The organism is Shigella sp. SIG3 (assembly GCF_053555855.1).
On sequence record NZ_JBQZXE010000002.1, the window covers coordinates 1 to 18,963 of the forward strand.

16 protein-coding genes and 3 pseudogenes are annotated in these 18,963 nt (G+C 50.8%); 11 read left to right on the forward strand and 8 right to left on the reverse strand.

The window, feature by feature from the left end; translation table 11 throughout:
- Positions 1-337: 337 nt before the first annotated feature.
- A complete protein-coding gene (gene ypaB, locus ACUU1I_RS00675) occupies positions 338-481 on the reverse strand; it encodes a protein YpaB (protein ID WP_001753443.1) in 144 nt (47 codons plus the stop codon).
- 127 nt (positions 482-608) lie between these two features.
- Between ypaB and nrdA the strand changes: the two genes are divergently transcribed.
- The 3 genes from nrdA to yfaE all read left to right on the forward strand — a co-directional run bounded on the left by nrdA (position 609) and on the right by yfaE (position 4,512).
- Entirely contained in the window at positions 609-2,894 is a 2,286-nt protein-coding gene (gene nrdA / locus ACUU1I_RS00680; RefSeq protein WP_001075180.1) for a class 1a ribonucleoside-diphosphate reductase subunit alpha, read from the forward strand.
- A gap of 233 nt (positions 2,895-3,127) precedes the next feature.
- Positions 3,128-4,258, forward strand: a complete 1,131-nt coding sequence (nrdB, locus tag ACUU1I_RS00685; RefSeq protein WP_000332036.1) for a class Ia ribonucleoside-diphosphate reductase subunit beta — start codon at positions 3,128-3,130, stop codon at positions 4,256-4,258.
- Entirely contained in the window at positions 4,258-4,512 is a 255-nt protein-coding gene (gene yfaE, locus ACUU1I_RS00690) for a ferredoxin-like diferric-tyrosyl radical cofactor maintenance protein YfaE (protein WP_000135039.1), read from the forward strand. Before nrdB ends, yfaE begins: the two co-directional genes overlap by 1 nt.
- A gap of 53 nt (positions 4,513-4,565) precedes the next feature.
- Here yfaE and inaA read toward each other — a convergent pair whose 3' ends face one another.
- Entirely contained in the window at positions 4,566-5,216 is a 651-nt protein-coding gene (gene inaA / locus ACUU1I_RS00695) for a lipopolysaccharide kinase InaA (protein WP_000301058.1), read from the reverse strand.
- A gap of 163 nt (positions 5,217-5,379) precedes the next feature.
- Between inaA and ACUU1I_RS00700 the strand changes: the two are divergent.
- Positions 5,380-5,622: pseudogene (locus ACUU1I_RS00700) on the forward strand (LysR family transcriptional regulator); the annotation flags it as partial.
- Positions 5,623-5,663: 41 nt separating this feature from the next.
- On the opposite strand, the gene glpQ reads toward ACUU1I_RS00700, so the two are convergent.
- Both glpQ and glpT read right to left on the reverse strand, forming a co-directional pair.
- On the reverse strand, positions 5,664-6,740 hold the full coding sequence (gene glpQ / locus ACUU1I_RS00705; RefSeq protein WP_000768975.1) for a glycerophosphodiester phosphodiesterase: 1,077 nt from the start codon (positions 6,738-6,740) through the stop codon (positions 5,664-5,666).
- 4 nt (positions 6,741-6,744) lie between these two features.
- Positions 6,745-8,103 (reverse strand): glycerol-3-phosphate transporter, encoded by a 1,359-nt coding sequence (gene glpT / locus ACUU1I_RS00710; RefSeq protein ID WP_000948723.1) that lies wholly within the window; start codon positions 8,101-8,103, stop codon positions 6,745-6,747.
- Positions 8,104-8,375: 272 nt separating this feature from the next.
- On the opposite strand from glpT, the gene glpA reads away from it, so the two are divergent.
- From glpA to ACUU1I_RS00735, 5 genes and pseudogenes are all read left to right on the forward strand, one after another.
- On the forward strand, positions 8,376-10,004 hold the full coding sequence (gene glpA / locus ACUU1I_RS00715; RefSeq protein ID WP_000857224.1) for an anaerobic glycerol-3-phosphate dehydrogenase subunit A: 1,629 nt from the start codon (positions 8,376-8,378) through the stop codon (positions 10,002-10,004).
- On the forward strand, positions 9,994-11,253 hold the full coding sequence (gene glpB, locus ACUU1I_RS00720) for a glycerol-3-phosphate dehydrogenase subunit GlpB (protein WP_001209897.1): 1,260 nt from the start codon (positions 9,994-9,996) through the stop codon (positions 11,251-11,253). The genes glpA and glpB overlap by 11 nt, the downstream gene beginning before the upstream one ends.
- Positions 11,250-12,440 carry an anaerobic glycerol-3-phosphate dehydrogenase subunit GlpC gene (glpC, locus tag ACUU1I_RS00725; protein ID WP_001000362.1) on the forward strand — a complete coding sequence of 397 codons (1,191 nt, stop codon included), beginning with the start codon at positions 11,250-11,252 and terminating at the stop codon, positions 12,438-12,440. The genes glpB and glpC overlap by 4 nt, the downstream gene beginning before the upstream one ends.
- Positions 12,441-12,632: 192 nt before the next feature.
- On the forward strand, positions 12,633-13,532 hold the full coding sequence (locus tag ACUU1I_RS00730; RefSeq protein ID WP_000140527.1) for an ISNCY family transposase: 900 nt from the start codon (positions 12,633-12,635) through the stop codon (positions 13,530-13,532).
- Between the two features lie 3 nt (positions 13,533-13,535).
- Positions 13,536-13,772 (forward strand): annotated as a pseudogene (locus tag ACUU1I_RS00735) (hypothetical protein); the annotation flags it as partial.
- A gap of 40 nt (positions 13,773-13,812) precedes the next feature.
- On the opposite strand, the pseudogene ACUU1I_RS00740 reads toward ACUU1I_RS00735, so the two are convergent.
- From ACUU1I_RS00740 to ACUU1I_RS00750, 3 genes and pseudogenes are all read right to left on the reverse strand, one after another.
- A pseudogene (locus ACUU1I_RS00740) lies at positions 13,813-14,274 on the reverse strand (aldolase/citrate lyase family protein); the annotation flags it as partial.
- 63 nt (positions 14,275-14,337) lie between these two features.
- Positions 14,338-15,540 (reverse strand): nicotinamide mononucleotide deamidase-related protein YfaY, encoded by a 1,203-nt coding sequence (locus ACUU1I_RS00745; RefSeq protein WP_000921663.1) that lies wholly within the window; start codon positions 15,538-15,540, stop codon positions 14,338-14,340.
- A gap of 86 nt (positions 15,541-15,626) precedes the next feature.
- Positions 15,627-16,169 carry a YfaZ family outer membrane protein gene (locus ACUU1I_RS00750; protein ID WP_005046907.1) on the reverse strand — a complete coding sequence of 181 codons (543 nt, stop codon included), beginning with the start codon at positions 16,167-16,169 and terminating at the stop codon, positions 15,627-15,629.
- Positions 16,170-16,447: 278 nt separating this feature from the next.
- Here ACUU1I_RS00750 and nudI point away from each other — a divergent pair, with 278 nt between their 5' ends.
- Positions 16,448-16,873, forward strand: a complete 426-nt coding sequence (gene nudI, locus ACUU1I_RS00755) for a nucleoside triphosphatase NudI (RefSeq protein ID WP_001249889.1) — start codon at positions 16,448-16,450, stop codon at positions 16,871-16,873.
- A 38-nt stretch (positions 16,874-16,911) separates the two neighbouring features.
- Here nudI and ais read toward each other — a convergent pair whose 3' ends face one another.
- Complete coding sequence (ais, locus tag ACUU1I_RS00760; protein ID WP_024261213.1) at positions 16,912-17,514, reverse strand: lipopolysaccharide core heptose(II)-phosphate phosphatase Ais; 603 nt, start codon at positions 17,512-17,514, stop codon at positions 16,912-16,914.
- 307 nt (positions 17,515-17,821) lie between these two features.
- On the opposite strand from ais, the gene arnB reads away from it, so the two are divergent.
- On the forward strand, positions 17,822-18,961 hold the full coding sequence (arnB, locus tag ACUU1I_RS00765; RefSeq protein WP_005069889.1) for a UDP-4-amino-4-deoxy-L-arabinose aminotransferase: 1,140 nt from the start codon (positions 17,822-17,824) through the stop codon (positions 18,959-18,961).
- The last annotated feature ends 2 nt before the right edge of the window (positions 18,962-18,963 follow it).

Here is an 18,963-nt window from a genome sequence, read left to right on the forward strand (position 1 = left end):
CGATGCAATGGCTATTTTGTTATTATTTGATGAATAATATCAGTGCGTCATAATTCAAGTTAATAACCTTAAGGGATACCAGTTATATTTAAACTAAATTAAAGTAATGAATAATTTTCTTATAATATAAGGTAAATTAACAAAATGGCTTCGCATTTAACAATAACCGAATAGAAAACAACCATTTCGACATCAACAATCGCTTACATTCGCTTATATATTGACCACAACTGATACATCAGATTATGTGATGACTCGTGCTTAGATCAATTTTTGCAATCATTAGCAAAAAGATTAATAAACCATCTATATCAATTTATCCAACCTATTCTGCCGTTCAAGAAATCGCCGAACAGTTATTTTTAACAAATTTTTCTCTTCCCATTGACTTTCCCGGACACCTTGTCTGACCTAAGGTACGCGAAAGCCACTTTTTCCTTCCTGAGTTATCCACAAAGTTATGCACTTGCAAGAGGGTCATTTTCACACTATCTTGCAGTGAATCCCAAACATACCCCCTATATATAGTGTTCTAAGCAGCTTCCCTTACTACAGGTAGTCTGCATGAAACTATTGCGGAAAGAATTCCAAAAACAGGTACGACATACATGAATCAGAATCTGCTGGTGACAAAGCGCGACGGTAGCACAGAGCGCATCAATCTCGACAAAATCCATCGCGTTCTGGATTGGGCGGCAGAAGGACTGCATAACGTTTCGATTTCCCAGGTCGAGCTGCGCTCCCACATTCAGTTTTATGACGGTATCAAGACCTCTGACATCCACGAAACTATTATCAAGGCTGCCGCAGACCTGATCTCCCGTGATGCGCCGGATTATCAGTATCTCGCCGCGCGCCTGGCGATCTTCCACCTGCGTAAAAAAGCCTACGGCCAGTTTGAGCCGCCTGCGCTGTACGACCACGTGGTGAAAATGGTCGAGATGGGCAAATACGATAATCATCTGCTGGAAGACTACACGGAAGAAGAGTTCAAGCAGATGGACACGTTTATCGATCACGACCGTGATATGACCTTCTCTTATGCTGCCGTTAAGCAGCTGGAAGGCAAATATCTGGTACAGAACCGCGTGACCGGCGAAATCTACGAAAGCGCCCAGTTCCTTTATATTCTTGTTGCCGCGTGCCTGTTCTCGAACTACCCGCGTGAAACGCGCCTGCAATACGTGAAGCGTTTTTACGACGCGGTTTCCACATTTAAAATTTCGCTGCCGACGCCAATCATGTCCGGCGTGCGTACCCCGACTCGTCAGTTCAGCTCCTGCGTACTGATCGAGTGCGGTGACAGCCTGGATTCCATCAACGCCACCTCCAGCGCGATTGTGAAATATGTTTCCCAGCGTGCCGGGATCGGCATCAACGCCGGACGTATTCGTGCGCTGGGCAGCCCGATTCGCGGTGGCGAAGCGTTCCATACCGGCTGTATCCCGTTCTACAAACATTTCCAGACAGCGGTGAAATCCTGCTCTCAGGGCGGTGTGCGCGGCGGTGCGGCAACGCTGTTCTACCCGATGTGGCATCTGGAAGTGGAAAGCCTGCTGGTGTTGAAAAACAACCGTGGGGTTGAAGGCAACCGCGTGCGTCATATGGACTACGGGGTACAAATCAACAAACTGATGTATACCCGCCTGCTGAAAGGTGAAGATATCACCCTGTTCAGCCCGTCCGACGTACCGGGGCTGTACGACGCGTTCTTCGCCGATCAGGAAGAGTTTGAACGCCTGTATACCAAATATGAGAAAGACGACAGCATCCGCAAGCAGCGTGTGAAAGCCGTTGAGCTGTTCTCGCTGATGATGCAGGAACGTGCGTCTACCGGTCGTATCTATATTCAGAACGTTGACCACTGTAATACCCATAGTCCGTTTGATCCGACCATCGCGCCAGTTCGCCAGTCTAACCTGTGCCTGGAAATTGCCCTGCCGACCAAACCGCTGAACGACGTCAACGACGAGAACGGTGAAATCGCGCTGTGTACGCTGTCTGCTTTCAACCTGGGCGCAATTAATAGCCTGGATGAACTGGAAGAGCTGGCGATTCTGGCGGTTCGTGCACTTGACGCGCTACTGGATTATCAGGATTACCCGATCCCGGCCGCCAAACGTGGAGCGATGGGGCGTCGTACGCTGGGTATTGGTGTGATTAACTTCGCTTACTATCTGGCGAAGCACGGTAAACGCTACTCCGACGGCAGCGCCAACAACCTGACGCATAAAACCTTCGAAGCGATTCAGTATTACCTGCTGAAAGCGTCTAATGAGCTGGCTAAAGAGCAAGGCGCGTGCCCGTGGTTTAACGAAACCACTTACGCGAAAGGTATCCTGCCGATCGATACCTATAAGAAAGATCTGGATGCCATCGCTAATGAGCCGCTGCATTACGACTGGGAAGCATTGCGTGAATCAATCAAAACGCACGGCCTGCGTAACTCCACGCTTTCTGCCCTGATGCCGTCCGAGACCTCTTCGCAGATCTCTAACGCCACTAACGGTATTGAACCGCCGCGCGGTTACGTCAGCATCAAAGCGTCGAAAGACGGTATTTTGCGCCAGGTGGTGCCGGACTACGAGCACCTGCACGACGCCTATGAGCTGCTGTGGGAAATGCCGGGTAACGATGGCTACCTGCAACTGGTAGGTATCATGCAGAAATTTATCGATCAGTCGATCTCTGCTAACACCAACTACGATCCGTCACGTTTCCCGTCAGGAAAAGTGCCGATGCAGCAGTTGCTGAAAGACCTGCTCACCGCCTACAAATTCGGGGTCAAAACGCTGTATTATCAGAACACCCGTGACGGCGCTGAAGACGCGCAGGACGATCTGGTACCGTCAATCCAGGACGATGGCTGCGAAAGCGGCGCATGTAAGATCTGATATTGAGATGCCGGATGCGGCGTAAACGCCTTATCCGGCCTACGGCTCGGTTTGTAGGCCTGATAAGACGCGCCAGCGTCGCATCAGGCTCCGGGTGCCGGATGCAGCGTGAACGCCTTATCCGGCCTACGGCTCGGATTTGTAGGCCTGATAAGACGCGCCAGCGTCGCATCAGGCACAGGATGCGGCGTAAAATGCCTTATCCGGCATTAAACTCCCAACAGGACACACTCATGGCATATACCACCTTTTCACAGACGAAAAATGATCAGCTCAAAGAACCGATGTTCTTTGGTCAGCCGGTCAACGTGGCTCGCTACGATCAGCAAAAATATGACATCTTCGAAAAGCTGATCGAAAAGCAGCTCTCTTTCTTCTGGCGTCCGGAAGAAGTTGACGTCTCCCGCGACCGTATAGATTACCAGGCGCTGCCGGAGCACGAAAAACACATCTTTATCAGCAACCTGAAATATCAGACGCTGCTGGATTCCATTCAGGGTCGTAGCCCGAACGTGGCGCTATTGCCGCTTATTTCTATTCCGGAACTGGAAACCTGGGTCGAAACCTGGGCGTTCTCAGAAACGATTCATTCCCGTTCCTATACTCATATCATTCGTAATATCGTTAACGATCCGTCTGTTGTGTTTGACGATATCGTCACCAACGAGCAGATCCAGAAACGTGCGGAAGGGATCTCCAGCTATTACGATGAACTGATCGAAATGACCAGCTACTGGCACCTTCTGGGCGAAGGCACCCACACCGTTAACGGTAAAACCGTAACCGTTAGCCTGCGCGAGCTGAAGAAAAAACTGTATCTCTGCCTGATGAGCGTTAACGCGCTGGAAGCGATCCGCTTCTACGTCAGCTTTGCTTGTTCTTTTGCCTTTGCAGAACGCGAACTGATGGAAGGTAACGCCAAGATTATTCGCCTGATTGCCCGCGATGAAGCCCTGCACCTGACCGGTACTCAGCATATGCTGAATCTGCTGCGCAGCGGCGCGGATGATCCGGAGATGGCGGAAATTGCCGAAGAATGTAAGCAGGAGTGCTATGACCTGTTTGTCCAGGCGGCACAGCAAGAGAAAGACTGGGCGGATTATCTGTTCCGTGACGGTTCGATGATTGGTCTGAATAAAGATATTCTCTGCCAGTACGTTGAATACATCACCAATATCCGCATGCAGGCAGTCGGTTTGGATCTGCCGTTCCAGACGCGCTCCAACCCGATCCCGTGGATCAACACCTGGCTGGTGTCTGATAACGTGCAGGTTGCTCCGCAGGAAGTGGAAGTCAGTTCTTATCTGGTCGGGCAGATTGACGCGGAAGTGGACACCGACGATTTGAGTAACTTCCAGCTCTGATGGCCCGCGTTACCCTGCGCATCACTGGCACACAACTGCTGTGCCAGGATGAACACCCTTCCCTTCTGGCGGCGCTGGAATCCCACAATGTGGCGGTTGAGTACCAGTGCCGCGAAGGTTACTGCGGCTCCTGTCGCACCCGACTGGTCGCAGGTCAGGTGGACTGGATTGCCGAACCGTTAGCCTTTATTCAGCCGGGGGAAATTTTGCCCTGTTGTTGCCGGGCAAAAGGCGATATTGAAATCGAGTTGTGATCGGGTACTAGCGCCAGATACGACGCTTACGCGTATTATCTGGCCTACAACGATTACATGGCGTAGTAATACGCTTTCACCTGCTCCCAGTCCGCTTTAGGGATCGGCTCCAGATATTTTTCCAGCTGGCGGAAGTCATGATTAATCGCTTTATCGCGACGCAAGCGGCGACGACTTTTCTCCAGATCAAGAAAACCAGCTTCTGCCTTACCTTCTGTTTTCACATAGATATGGCGAACATAGCAACAGCCATGCTGACGATTAACGCTATGCATTTTCTTAAACGCCAGTGCCACTGCTTTCAACATGGCTTGCCGTACTTCGTCAGAATAAGGCGATACTGCATGCCGGGCATACCAGTCAGCAATGCTGATGAACCCCGCCATATCTTCAGTCACCAGCAACGCGCGCCATTCACCCTCAATTTTCACCGCTTCACCAAAAACGATCTTCGGCACGATGACACCGGCCCGTTCCAGTTCTTTAATTACCGCAACCTCACGGACAATCGTTGGTCGGCCGAACGGATAACGTACTGAATGAAACAGATGATGCGTCATGCGCTTTACATACAGCTTTTTGCCGTTGCGCTCGACGCATTGCACCCTGCTCATACCATTACGGCGATAGTTAGGCTCTTCAACCCAGTCGCCCTCTGTTGCCCACCAGTGATTAAATTCGTCGTACTTTGCTGAAACTGCCATACCCTATCGCCTGTCATTTTTATTAACGACAATGACTATAGGTGGTTACCTGAGCAAAATCTTAATGAAACGTGTCGTATTCCGCTACAGGTGTGACACCGCTTTTGCCCTTCATTTGCAGCGCATAGATTCCACCAGCCACTACCACTAATAGTGCGCCCAGCAGATAAAATGTGAATTTAATCAGTCGGATACAGCGATGAATTTTATTCGACAGGGATTAGGCATCGCCTTACAACCAGAGTTAACGCTGAAAAGCATTGCAGGTGAATTGTGTTCCGTTCCTCACGAACCAACCTTCTATCGACAGATTTCGTTGCTGACTAAAGAAAAGCCGGTAGAAGGCAGTCCACTGTTTTTACTACAAATGTGCATGGAACAATTAGTGGCGATTGGAAAAATTTGATATGAGACAGGATGGCGCATGAACGCCATCCTGCAGTAACATTACTCTTTATTAAGAAATTTTACTGCCTTATCAGGGAAATCAGTAAACAGCCCATTTACACCCGCTTTGTTATACAGAGCATCATATAACTGATTCACATCAGGAGTGTATTCAGGCAGTTTATCTGACCGCACGGTATAAGGATGCACTACCAGTTTATTCTGCTGAGCATCTTGCACCATGCCAGTGAGTTTGATATTACCCGGCTGCGATGTCTCCTCAATCAACATATGGTAATCCGGACCAATACCATCTGCATATTCCGCCACCTGTTTCATGGCACCCGGCTTAAACATCCAGTCGTAGTTGTAATTAACCCAGCTTCCATCCGGCTGTTTCTGCTGCGTTTCATTCCAGTCGGTATAGGCAATCAGCTGTACCAGATTGAGCTCCATGCCCATTTTGGGTTCCAGCTCATTCTTAATACGCTTCAGCTCATCAGCATCAAAACATTGCAAATAAACTTTATCGTCTTTACCGGTGTAACCATATTTCTTCAGCACTTCCAGCGTTTTTGCCGCAATATCCTTCCCTTCCTGATGATGGAACCACGGCGCTTTGATTTCTGGATAGATACCGATATTTTTCCCGGTAGAGTGATTTAACCCCTGAACAAATTCAATCTCTTCTTCAAAGGTGTGCACCCGGAAGTCGGACTTACCCATTGGGAAACGCCCCGGATAAGTCTGTACTTTTTTACCGTTTTCAATATCGAAACCTTCGGTAAATTTCAGCGACTTAATTTCATCCAGCGTGAAATCTATCGCGTAGTAACGACCGTCTTTGCGCGCCCGATCCGGGAAACGATCGGCAACATCAGTAACACGATCGAGATAATGGTCATGCAGAACAACCAGATGGTCGTCTTTGGTCATCACCAAATCCTGCTCCAGATAATCCGCTCCCTGCGCATACGCCATCGCTTTTGCTGGCAGCGTATGCTCCGGCAAATATCCACTGGCACCGCGATGGGCGATGACTATTTTTTCGTTGCTGTCCGCCGCCATTGCACTGCTTCCCATGACTATAGTGCTCATCATGATCGCCATGCTAAGGTTTTTCAGCTTCAATTTCATGCCATTAGCCTCCGTTGCGTTTTTGCAGTAATTGTTCATGGCGACGTTTTTCGCCAATCATCACAACAATCAACAAGATAACCGCCAGAATGCTGCCGCCAATCATTACCATAAAGCCGCCATCCCAGCCGAAGAAGTCCACGGTGTAGCCAACAATCGCGCTCGCCGCCACCGAACCGCCCAGGTAACCAAACAGCCCGGTAAAGCCCGCTGCCGTACCTGCCGCTTTTTTCGGTGCCAGTTCCAGCGCATGCAGACCGATCAGCATCACAGGACCGTAGATCAGGAAGCCGATAACAATCATACAAATCATATCGACGGTTGGGTTACCTGCCGGGTTCATCCAGTAAACGATAGTCGCGATGGTCACCAGTGTCATAAAGAAGACGCCGGTTGCCCCACGGTTACCACGGAAGACTTTGTCCGACATCCAGCCGCACAGCAGGGTGCCCGGAATACCCGCATACTCATAGAAGAAGTAGGCCCAGGAGGATTTATCCAGCGCGAAATGCTTAACCTCTTTCAGATAAGTCGGTGACCAGTCGAGGATGCCGTAACGCAGCAGATAAACGAACACGTTGGCGATGGCGATGTACCACAGCAGTTTGTTCGGCAGCACGTACTGCATGAAGATTTGCTTCGCGGTCAGCTCCTGTTCCGCTTTTTCGTTATAGTCGTCCGGATAATCATTTTTGTACTCTTCGATCGGCGGCAAGCCACAGGATTGCGGGGTATCGCGCATCATCGCAAAGGCGAATAATGCCACCAGAATGGCGCAGAAAGCAGGCATATAGAGCGCCGCATGCCAGTCATTGAACCAGGCCATCCCCAGCAGGAACAGCAGCGGCGGAATACCACCACCGACGTTGTGCGCACAGTTCCACACTGACACAATGCCGCCACGTTCTTTCTGCGACCACCAGTGCACCATAGTACGACCACACGGCGGCCACCCCATCCCCTGGAACCAACCGCAGAGGAACAACAGTACAAACATCACCGCAATGCTCGACGTCGCCCATGGCACAAAGCCCATAAACAACATCACTGCCGCCGCCAGAATCAAACCTGCGGGCAGGAAAACGCGCGGATTCGAGCGATCCGATACCGAACCCATGATGAATTTCGAAAATCCATAAGCAATCGAGATCCCCGAAAGGGCAAAACCTAAATCACCGCGTGAGAATCCCTGCTCAACCAGATAAGGCATAGCAAGCGCAAAGTTCTTACGAACCAAATAGTAAGCCGCATAGCCAAAGAATATCCCCAGGAAAATTTGCCAGCGCAATCGACGATAAGTCGGATCGATCTCCGCGGCAGGTAAGCGCGCTTTGTGTGGCGCTGGTTTAAAAATACTCAACATTGATAGCCTCCGTGGCCCGTGGTCTTATTTATGATTAACAGCCTGATTCAGTGAGAGAACCTGCCGTTTCTTGAGTTGCCGCGATGTTAAGAAAACATTCATAAATTAAATGTGAATTGCCGCACACATTATTAAATAAGATTTACAAAATGTTCAAAATGACGCATGAAATCACGTTTCACTTTCGAATTATGATCGAATATGCGCGAAATCAAACAATTCATGTTTTTACTATGGCTAAATGGTAAAAAACGAACTTCAGAGGGATAACAATGAAAACTCGCGACTCGCAATCAAGTGACGTGATTATCATTGGCGGCGGCGCAACGGGAGCCGGGATTGCCCGCGACTGTGCCCTGCGCGGGCTGCGCGTGATTTTGGTTGAGCGCCACGACATCGCAACCGGTGCCACCGGGCGTAACCACGGCCTGCTGCACAGCGGTGCGCGCTATGCAGTAACCGATGCGGAATCGGCCCGCGAATGCATTAGTGAAAACCAGATCCTGAAACGCATTGCACATCACTGCGTTGAACCAACCAACGGCCTGTTTATCACCCTGCCGGAAGATGACCTCTCATTCCAGGCCACTTTTATTCGCGCCTGCGAAGAAGCAGGGATCAGCGCAGAAGCTATAGACCCGCAGCAAGCGCGCATTATCGAACCTGCCGTTAACCCGGCACTGATTGGCGCGGTGAAAGTTCCGGATGGCACCGTTGATCCATTTCGTCTGACCGCAGCAAACATGCTGGATGCCAAAGAACACGGTGCCGTTATCCTTACCGCTCATGAAGTCACGGGGCTGATTCGTGAAGGCGCGACGGTGTGCGGTGTTCGTGTACGTAACCATCTCACCGGCGAAACTCAGGCCCTTCATGCACCTGTCGTGGTTAATGCCGCTGGGATCTGGGGGCAACACATTGCCGAATATGCCGATCTGCGCATTCGCATGTTCCCGGCGAAAGGATCGCTGCTGATCATGGATCACCGCATTAACCAGCATGTGATCAACCGCTGCCGTAAACCTTCCGACGCCGATATTCTGGTGCCTGGCGATACCATTTCGCTGATTGGTACCACCTCTTTACGTATTGATTACAACGAGATTGACGATAATCGAGTGACGGCAGAAGAGGTTGATATTCTGCTGCGTGAAGGGGAAAAACTGGCCCCCGTGATGGCGAAAACGCGCATTTTGCGGGCCTATTCTGGCGTGCGCCCGCTGGTTGCCAGCGATGACGACCCGAGCGGACGTAACGTCAGCCGTGGCATCGTGTTGCTCGACCATGCTGAACGCGATGGTCTGGACGGATTTATCACCATCACCGGTGGCAAACTGATGACCTATCGGCTGATGGCTGAATGGGCTACCGACGCGGTATGCCGCAAACTGGGCAACACGCGCCCCTGTACGACTGCCGATCTGGCACTGCCTGGTTCACAAGAACCCGCTGAAGTTACCTTGCGTAAAGTCATCTCCCTGCCTGCCCCGCTGCGCGGTTCTGCGGTTTATCGTCATGGCGATCGCACGCCTGCCTGGCTGAGCGAAGGCCGTCTACACCGTAGCCTGGTATGTGAGTGCGAAGCGGTAACTGCGGGTGAAGTGCAGTACGCGGTAGAAAATTTAAACGTTAATAGCCTGCTGGATTTACGCCGTCGTACCCGTGTGGGGATGGGCACCTGCCAGGGCGAACTCTGCGCCTGCCGCGCTGCCGGACTGCTGCAACGGTTTAACGTCACGACGTCCGCGCAATCTATCGAGCAACTTTCCACCTTCCTTAACGAACGCTGGAAAGGCGTGCAACCCATCGCCTGGGGAGACGCACTGCGCGAAAGCGAATTTACCCGCTGGGTTTATCAGGGACTGTGTGGTCTGGAGAAGGAGCAGAAAGATGCGCTTTGATACTGTCATTATGGGCGGCGGCCTCGCCGGATTACTCTGTGGCCTGCAACTGCAAAAACACGGCCTGCGCTGTGCCATTGTCACGCGTGGTCAAAGCGCGTTGCATTTCTCATCCGGTTCGCTGGATTTGCTGAGCCATCTGCCAGATGGTCAACCCGTGGCAGACATTCACAGTGGACTGGAATCTTTGCGTCAGCAGGCACCTGCACATCCTTACTCTCTTCTCGGGCCACAACGCGTGCTCGATCTCGCTTGCCAGGCGCAGGCATTAATCGCTGAAAGCGGTGCGCAATTGCAGGGCAGCGTAGAACTGGCTCACCAGCGGATTACGCCGCTCGGCACTTTGCGTGCAACCTGGTTAAGTTCGCCAGAAGTTCCCGTCTGGCCGCTACCCGCGAAGAAGATATGTGTAGTGGGGATAAGCGGGCTGATGGATTTCCAGGCGCATCTTGCGGCGGCTTCGTTGCGCGAACTGGATCTTTCGGTTGAAACCGCAGAAATAGAGCTGCCGGAACTGGATGTCCTGCGCAATAACGCCACCGAATTTCGCGCGGTGAATATCGCCCGTTTCCTTGATAATGAAGAAAACTGGCCGCTGTTACTTGATGCGCTTATTCCTGTCGCCAATACCTGCGAAATGATCCTGATGCCCGCCTGCTTCGGCCTAGCCGATGACAAACTGTGGCGTTGGTTGAATGAAAAACTACCTTGTTCACTGATGCTTTTGCCAACGCTGCCGCCTTCCGTGCTGGGCATTCGTCTGCAAAACCAGTTACAGCGCCAGTTTGTGCGCCAGGGTGGAGTGTGGATGCCGGGCGATGAAGTGAAAAAAGTGACCTGTAAAAATGGCGTAGTGAATGAAATCTGGACCCGCAATCACGCCGATATTCCGCTACGTCCACGTTTCGCGGTTCTCGCCAGCGGCAGTTTCTTTAGTGGCGGACTGGTAGCGGAACGTAACGGCATTCGCGAGCCGATTCTCGGCCTTGATGTGCTACAAACCGCCACGCGGGGTGAATGGTATAAGGGCGATTTTTTTGCGCCGCAACCGTGGCAGCAGTTCGGTGTAACCACTGATGAGACGCTACGCCCGTCGCAGGCAGGGCAAACCATTGAGAACCTGTTTGCCATCGGTTCGGTGCTGGGCGGATTTGATCCCATCGCCCAGGGATGCGGCGGCGGTGTTTGTGCCGTCAGTGCTTTACATGCCGCTCAACAGATTGCCCAACGCGCAGGAGGCCAACAATGAACGACACCAGCTTCGAAAACTGCATTAAGTGCACCGTCTGCACCACCGCCTGCCCGGTGAGCCGGGTGAATCCCGGTTATCCAGGGCCAAAACAAGCCGGGCCGGATGGCGAGCGTCTGCGTTTGAAAGATGGCGCACTGTATGACGAGGCGCTGAAATATTGCATCAACTGCAAACGTTGTGAAGTCGCCTGCCCGTCCGATGTGAAGATTGGCGATATTATCCAGCGCGCGCGGGCGAAATATGACACCACGCGCCCGTCGCTGCGTAATTTTGTGTTGAGTCATACCGACCTGATGGGTAGCGTTTCCACGCCGTTCGCACCAATCGTCAACACCGCTACCTCGCTGAAACCGGTGCGGCAGCTGCTTGATGCGGCGTTAAAAATCGATCATCGTCGCACGCTACCGAAATACTCCTTCGGCACGTTCCGTCGCTGGTATCGCAGCATAGCGGCTCAGCAAGCACAATATAAAGACCAGGTCGCTTTCTTTCACGGCTGCTTCGTTAACTACAACCATCCGCAGTTAGGTAAAGATTTAATTAAAGTGCTCAACGCAATGGGTACCGGTGTACAACTGCTCAGCAAAGAAAAATGCTGCGGCGTACCGCTAATCGCCAACGGCTTTACCGATAAAGCACGCAAACAGGCAATTACGAATGTAGAGTCGATCCGCGAAGCTGTGGGAGTAAAAGGCATTCCGGTGATTGCCACCTCCTCAACCTGTACATTTGCCCTGCGCGACGAATACCCGGAAGTGCTGAATGTCGACAACAAAGGCTTGCGCGATCATATCGAACTGGCAACCCGCTGGCTGTGGCGCAAGCTGGACGAAGGCAAAACGTTACCGCTGAAACCGCTGCCGCTGAAAGTGGTTTATCACACTCCGTGCCATATGGAAAAAATGGGCTGGACGCTCTACACCCTGGAGCTGTTGCGTAACATCCCGGGGCTTGAGTTAACGGTGCTGGATTCCCAGTGCTGCGGTATTGCGGGTACTTACGGTTTTAAAAAAGAGAACTACCCCACCTCACAAGCCATCGGCGCACCACTGTTCCGCCAGATAGAAGAAAGCGGCGCAGATCTGGTGGTCACCGACTGCGAAACCTGTAAATGGCAGATTGAGATGTCCACAAGTCTTCGCTGCGAACATCCGATTACGCTACTGGCCCAGGCGCTGGCTTAAACTCCCTTCTGATGCCCGGTAAGCATGTGGTTACCGGGCATTTTTGCGTACACGATTCCGTGCCCAATGTATGCGTTGCAACGCAGTGAAAATTCCTCTGAAAACGTCTCGCAAAGGCTGAAACTGGCAGATGTCAAAGGCCTGGGATAACCGTAATGTCGCGTCATCATAAATATCAGGTGACGGACAACCATGACCGAATCAACAACCTCCTCCCCGCATGATGCGGTATTTAAAACCTTTATATTCACACCCGAAACCGCACGGGATTTTCTCGAAATACATTTACCAGAACCACTGCGCAAGCTTTGCAACCTGCAAACCTTACGCCTGGAACCCACTAGTTTTATTGAAAAAAGTTTACGCGCTTACTACTCGGATGTTTTGTGGTCCGTGGAAACCAGCGACGGTGACGGCTATATCTACTGCGTGATTGAACATCAAAGCTCTGCAGAAAAGAATATGGCTTTTCGGCCAATGCGCTATGCCACTGCCGCCATGCAGCGTCACCTAGATAAAGGCTATGACAGAGTTCCGCTGGTGGTGCCATTGCTGTTTTATCATGGCGAAACATCGCCCTACCCGTACTCACTTAACTGGCTGGATGAGTCTGACGATCCGCAACTTGCCCGGCAGTTGTACACCGAAGCTTTTCCGTTGGTGGATATCACCATCGTACCTGACGATGAGATCATGCAACATCGGCGTATAGCTCTGCTGGAACTGATTCAAAAGCATATTCGCGACCACGATTTAATCGGCATGGTCGACAGGATCACCACGCTTTTGGTTAGAGGCTTCACTAATGACAGCCAGCTACAAACACTGTTTAATTATCTGCTGCAATGCGGCGATACCTCCCGTTTCACCCGTTTTATTCAGGAGATTGCCGAACGTTCACCACTACAAAAGGAGAGATTAATGACTATTGCTGAACGGCTACGGCAGGAAGGGCATCAAATTGGCTGGCAGGAAGGTATGCATGAACAAGCCATTAAAATTGCCTTGCGCATGCTGGAGCAGGGCTTTGAACGTGAGATTGTGCTGGCGGCAACCCAACTCACTGATGCTGATATTCCGAACTGTTATTAAAAGGAGAGGGAGAGATTGATGACTATTGCTGAACGGCTACGGCAGGAAGGACATCAAATTGGCTGGCAAGAAGGTAAATTAGTAGGTTTGCAGCAAGGTAAATTAGAAGGTTTGCAGGAAGGTATGCATGAACAAGCCATTAAAATTGCTTTGCGCATGCTGGAACAGGGCATTGATCGTGACCAAGTGCTCGCGGCCACCCAGCTAAGCGAAGCCGATCTGGCAGCGAATAACCACTAATTAACACAGGCCCACAGCCGATCCCCATGGGCCTTTGATATCAATAACTACCTTTTATGCGTGGCCCATTTTTGCCTGATTTAAACATCGCCAGTCGTTGATCCAGGGCATCGCTGTAGAGCATCGTGTCAACGCCAACAGCGACAAAGTTCGCTCCCCACGCCAGGCATTGCTGCGCCATATCAGGAGCCACAGCCAGAAAACCAGCCGCTTTACCCGCAGCACGGATCCGCCGAATGCTGGTTTCAATAATTCGCTGCACTTCCGGGTGCCCGGCGTTATCCGGGTAGCCCAACGACGCAGAAAGATCCGCTGGTCCAATAAACACGCCATCAATCCCTTCGACGTCGAGGATCTCGTCCAGGTTATCCAGTGCCGTTTTACTTTCCACCTGCACTAACAGACAAAGCGAATCGTTGACTTGCGCCATGTAATTCTCAATGCGTCCCCAGCGCGCAGCCCGTGCCACACTGGCCCCAACACCACGCTCACCGTAGGGAGGGTTGGACAAATTTTGCCGGAGGGGGAATGTGCCGGTGCAGTAAACCGGCACAGAGTGGCGAAATCAGACGGATAAAGTCATGGACTCAACAACCTCAATCCAGCCATGCTCACTAGCGATGTCCTGGCCGTTTAACCAACGGCGTAGCATATTCAGTGCCATCATTGCGCACACTTCCTGACGGATAGCCAGGCTGTAGCGTGTAGTGCTGAAACGCACACGCAGAGCGAAAGTGCCGTCTGGCGTGGCTAGCGCAAAGTTGAGATGCTCGTTCTCGAAACCCGAAACAGCCAGTGCCAGCCCGGCAAAATGGTTGGCCCGCCGTTCTGTAATCCAGTGCGCAGTTTGCGCCAGGGTTTCTTCCTGTGAAGGAATCACTTCACACGCCAGCAATGGAGCACCTGCGCGAGAAAGTTGCAAAGCCAATAAACCACCGGTGAATTGCTCGCTCAACGTCAGGCTGAACTGGCGGTTTTGCAATTCGCGACTGATCTGCGCGGGCAGTCCTTCGGTGCCTTCGAAAATCACGCTCTGTCCGGCAACACGTTTAACGTCCAGCCACAGTTTTTCCATCGCCTGTTGCTCGCTTGCCGGTCCGGTGAGTTTCAGTTCGATGATCGGCATTGAGGAGCGATAGCCCATTGTTACGCCCGGCGGCAGTTGTAGAGTGTCCAGGCTTTGTGCCAGATCGCTTTCCGAACGACCAAAGGTAGTTAAACGCAGACAAACCGGCGGCTGTGGTAAAGAAAAACGCTCGCGCAGGCGCGGCAGGATTTCGTGCTCGACCATCACCTTAAATTCTGACGGTACGCCGGGAGTAAAGAACATCAGGCAACGATTAAGCTGCACGGCAAAACCACAGGCGGTGCCTACCGGGTTATTGATAAATTCAGCACTGGCAGGCAGCTCCGCTTGTTTACGGCTGCTCGGTGCCATTACTCGTCCACGTTCGTGGAAATAGCGTTCCATCTCTTTGAGCCAGGCTTCATGCAGCACAAGGCCTTCACCTTTTGCTGTCGCAGCGGCGAGTGCGCTTAAATCATCGCTGGTCGGTCCCAGCCCGCCGTTAACGATCAGCACATCGGCGTGCTGACTACGTTCGCGAAGAATGGTGACTAAGTCATCAAGGTTATCCCCCACCGTATTGCGGCGAGATAATGGCAGCCCCTGATGAAAGAAAAAATCGGCCAGCCAGGCAGCGTTAGTGTCAACGATTTGCCCGTATAACACTTCATCCCCGGTGGATAGCATTTCCACTTTTAACATGGTTATCTCCTGCTTTTGTTATCGAATCACTATAACGCAAAGGGAGATAAGGCGTAGTAAGAAACTGAATGCCGCGCCGGAAGGGATCAGAAACTGGCGTTAACCCCAACATACAGGCCGTCAGCCACAGCGTTGTCGCGGTTACCGTCTTTACCCGACAGATTCAGGTAGCGATAACCCGCCTCAATACTGACTGGACGCATAATGGTGTAACGCGCGCCAGCATTCGCTTCCTCATAACTTTGAATACCGCTGGAGAGCGAATCCGGAGAGTAGTAATACTCGCCAAACAAACGGAAGCTGTTGCCAATTTTCCACTGCAAACCACCTCCTACCGCTGCGGCATAACCTTCATCGCCGTAATTCGGGTTGGTGTACACGCCTTTTCCGCCAACGGTCGCCATTAACGGCCCGAGAGGCAGATTCAACCCCAGCCCCACGCCCGCGACGTCACCGTCGTCGTCGTTATGTGTCCAGTTACCGCTTAAAGCCAGGCCCGTCGATTCAGTCCCAAAACCGACACCAATATTGGTGTATTCTTTACCCGCCTGGCCGCTGATGCTCATTGCATTGACCGATGCAGAAACCAACAGCATTCCGGCCAGACCTGCTAGCGCAATTTTTTTCATTATCCCCTTTCCCACAAGCAATTAATCAAAATTCCCAAAGCTGCGGGATTGTACTGCCTGGCACAGAGGATTCAATGAGCGAAAAAAGGGATCTAGTCACTTATTGTAACTAAATACTTCTTAAATAATTAAACGCCGAAAAAATAAACACACTTTACCGATACACACAAAAATAATAATAAGTGCAGTTATCATTGCAAAAGAGATTACTGTCACTTTCACATATTTCTGAGTTACCGTATTCTCATGGTTTCTTTTTATTTATAAGGAATACCCCTGTGCGACAACGGACTATTGTATGCCCTTTGATTCAAAATGATGGTGCTTATTTGCTGTGCAAAATGGCCGACGATCGCGGCGTTTTCCCCGGTCAATGGGCGCTTTCGGGTGGCGGCGTGGAGTCTGGCGAACGAATTGAAGAGGCACTACGCCGCGAAATTCGCGAAGAACTGGGAGAACAGCTGCTTTTGACAGAAATCACGCCGTGGACCTTCAGCGATGATATTCGCACCAAGACATATGCAGATGGTCGCAAGGAAGAGATTTATATGATTTACCTGATTTTTGACTGCGTTTCTGCCAACCGAGAAGTGAAAATAAACGAAGAGTTTCAGGACTACGCGTGGGTAAAACCTGAAGATCTGGTGCATTATGATTTAAATGTTGCCACCCGAAAAACGTTACGTTTGAAAGGTCTTCTTTAACAATGATGACAGCCATCACTGGCTGTCAGGTTGAAAATTTAGTGGTTAACGAATTCCCCATCCAGATAAACTTTGCCTTTTTCCACATGCATGACTAAACCATCCAGATAATCAGGTTTAAATATCGCATCACGCTTATTTTTAGCAATATATGTCAGGCAATGATTATGGGTGAAAATAACCATATTTTTATCAGGCGCTTTGCTTTGTAAGTCCTTAATTGCACTATAAATCTCATTACCGCACTGAAGAAGTCGTTTATCTACCGTCAGCTTTTTACCCGCGGAAAACCAGGTCGCCGACTGAATGGTCCGGACGGTATTACTGGAATAAAGATCGAAATCAGGGATGTCAGCGCTAAAAGCGTTGCCCAGTTCACGGGCATCCTGGGTACCTTTAACCGTAATACCTGTTTTATCTGACAAGCATTGATTGGTTGAACGATCGCAACGTTCAGCATGGCGAAACAAAACGACAACCGGGTGCTGCTGTGCCAGTCTGGCCAATGTTTTATTGTCGATACGTGGCAAACCATTGCTACTCCAGGCGGCATGAGTACCCAGTCCGGCAATTGCAGCGAGCGCCAGTAAAATGATGAAATATTTTTTTGACTTCAATGATGAGCGGCAAAAAGCTAACACGTAAACTCCACCTGTAGACAAGCGCAACCAGACAATTACCGTGAAATTGAGCGACATTTCTGGCGATAATTAGCAGTTGGTGTAATATTAAAAATCCTACGATGTCGGCAAAATGCCTCAAATTTTTGCCAAATGCAAAGCCTAAATAAGAAAAAATATAAAAATTTCAATATTTACGTCTAATATTAGTTTCTTAAGGTTAAGTTAATATTCTATCCTTAAAATTTCGCTCCAAATGGCAAAATATACACAACACTCTTTATAGCAAATATAAGTGGACAGGTATTCAATGGCGGAAGGAAAAGCAATGTCAGAATTTTTGCCTTTTTCGCGACCAGCAATGGGCGTGGAGGAACTCGCTGCAGTTAAAGAGGTTCTCGAATCCGGTTGGATCACAACCGGTCCGAAGAATCAGGCGCTTGAGCAAGCCTTTTGCCAGTTGACGGGAAATCAGCATGCCATCGCGGTCAGTTCAGCCACCGCCGGAATGCATATCACGCTAATGGCGTTGGAAATTGGCAAGGGCGATGAAGTGATTACGCCTTCCCTGACCTGGGTTTCAACCCTCAATATGATTTCCTTGCTGGGTGCAACGCCGGTAATGGTGGATGTCGACCGCGATACGCTGATGGTCACGCCTGAAGCGATCGAATCAGCCATTACGCCACGCACTAAAGCCATCATTCCGGTGCATTATGCCGGTGCGCCAGCAGATATTGACACCATTCGCGCCATTGGCGAACGTTACGGCATCGCAGTTATCGAAGATGCTGCCCATGCCGTCGGTACGTATTACAAAGGGCGACATATTGGCGCAAAAGGTACCGCTATTTTTTCATTTCATGCCATTAAAAATATTACCTGTGCTGAAGGTGGCCTGATTGTAACTGATAATGAAAACCTTGCCCGCCAGCTACGGATGCTGAAATTTCACGGTCTGGGTGTCGATGCCTATGACAGACAAACCTGGGGCCGTGCACCGCAGGCTGAAGTCTTAACACCGGGCTATAAGTACAATCTGACCGATATTAACGCCGCGATTGCCCTGACACAGTTAGTCAAATTAGAGCACCTCAACACCCGTCGGCGCGAAATTGCCCAGCAATATCAGCAAGCACTGGCAGCTCTCCCCTTTCAGCCATTAAGCCTTCCCGCCTGGCCGCACGTTCACGCCTGGCATCTGTTTATTATTCGTGTCGATGAACAACGTTGTGGTATCAGTCGCGATGCGTTGATGGAAGCGTTAAAAGAAAGAGGCATTGGTACCGGGTTACATTTCCGCGCCGCTCACACACAAAAATATTATCGCGAGCGTTTTCCCACGCTGTCGTTACCGAATACCGAATGGAATAGCGAACGCATCTGTTCGTTGCCGCTGTTCCCGGATATGACTACCGCCGATGCCGACCGCGTCATCACAGCCCTTCAGCAACTCGCAGGACAATAAGC

Bases quoted from the DNA above. Each gene is read 5' to 3' on its own strand.
- ACUU1I_RS00750 (WP_005046907.1), bottom strand. From the start codon at position 16,169: ATGAAAAAAATTGCGCTAGCAGGTCTGGCCGGAATGCTGTTGGTTTCT.
- yfaE (WP_000135039.1), top strand. From the start codon at position 4,258: ATGGCCCGCGTTACCCTGCGCATCACTGGCACACAACTGCTGTGCCAG.
- inaA (WP_000301058.1), bottom strand. From the start codon at position 5,216: ATGGCAGTTTCAGCAAAGTACGACGAATTTAATCACTGGTGGGCAACA.
- glpB (WP_001209897.1), top strand. From the start codon at position 9,994: ATGCGCTTTGATACTGTCATTATGGGCGGCGGCCTCGCCGGATTACTC.
- glpQ (WP_000768975.1), bottom strand. From the start codon at position 6,740: ATGAAATTGAAGCTGAAAAACCTTAGCATGGCGATCATGATGAGCACT.
- glpC (WP_001000362.1), top strand. From the start codon at position 11,250: ATGAACGACACCAGCTTCGAAAACTGCATTAAGTGCACCGTCTGCACC.
- nrdB (WP_000332036.1), top strand. From the start codon at position 3,128: ATGGCATATACCACCTTTTCACAGACGAAAAATGATCAGCTCAAAGAA.
- ACUU1I_RS00745 (WP_000921663.1), bottom strand. From the start codon at position 15,540: ATGTTAAAAGTGGAAATGCTATCCACCGGGGATGAAGTGTTATACGGG.
- glpA (WP_000857224.1), top strand. From the start codon at position 8,376: ATGAAAACTCGCGACTCGCAATCAAGTGACGTGATTATCATTGGCGGC.
- nrdA (WP_001075180.1), top strand. From the start codon at position 609: ATGAATCAGAATCTGCTGGTGACAAAGCGCGACGGTAGCACAGAGCGC.
- ACUU1I_RS00730 (WP_000140527.1), top strand. From the start codon at position 12,633: ATGACCGAATCAACAACCTCCTCCCCGCATGATGCGGTATTTAAAACC.
- ypaB (WP_001753443.1), bottom strand. From the start codon at position 481: ATGACCCTCTTGCAAGTGCATAACTTTGTGGATAACTCAGGAAGGAAA.
- arnB (WP_005069889.1), top strand. From the start codon at position 17,822: ATGTCAGAATTTTTGCCTTTTTCGCGACCAGCAATGGGCGTGGAGGAA.
- glpT (WP_000948723.1), bottom strand. From the start codon at position 8,103: ATGTTGAGTATTTTTAAACCAGCGCCACACAAAGCGCGCTTACCTGCC.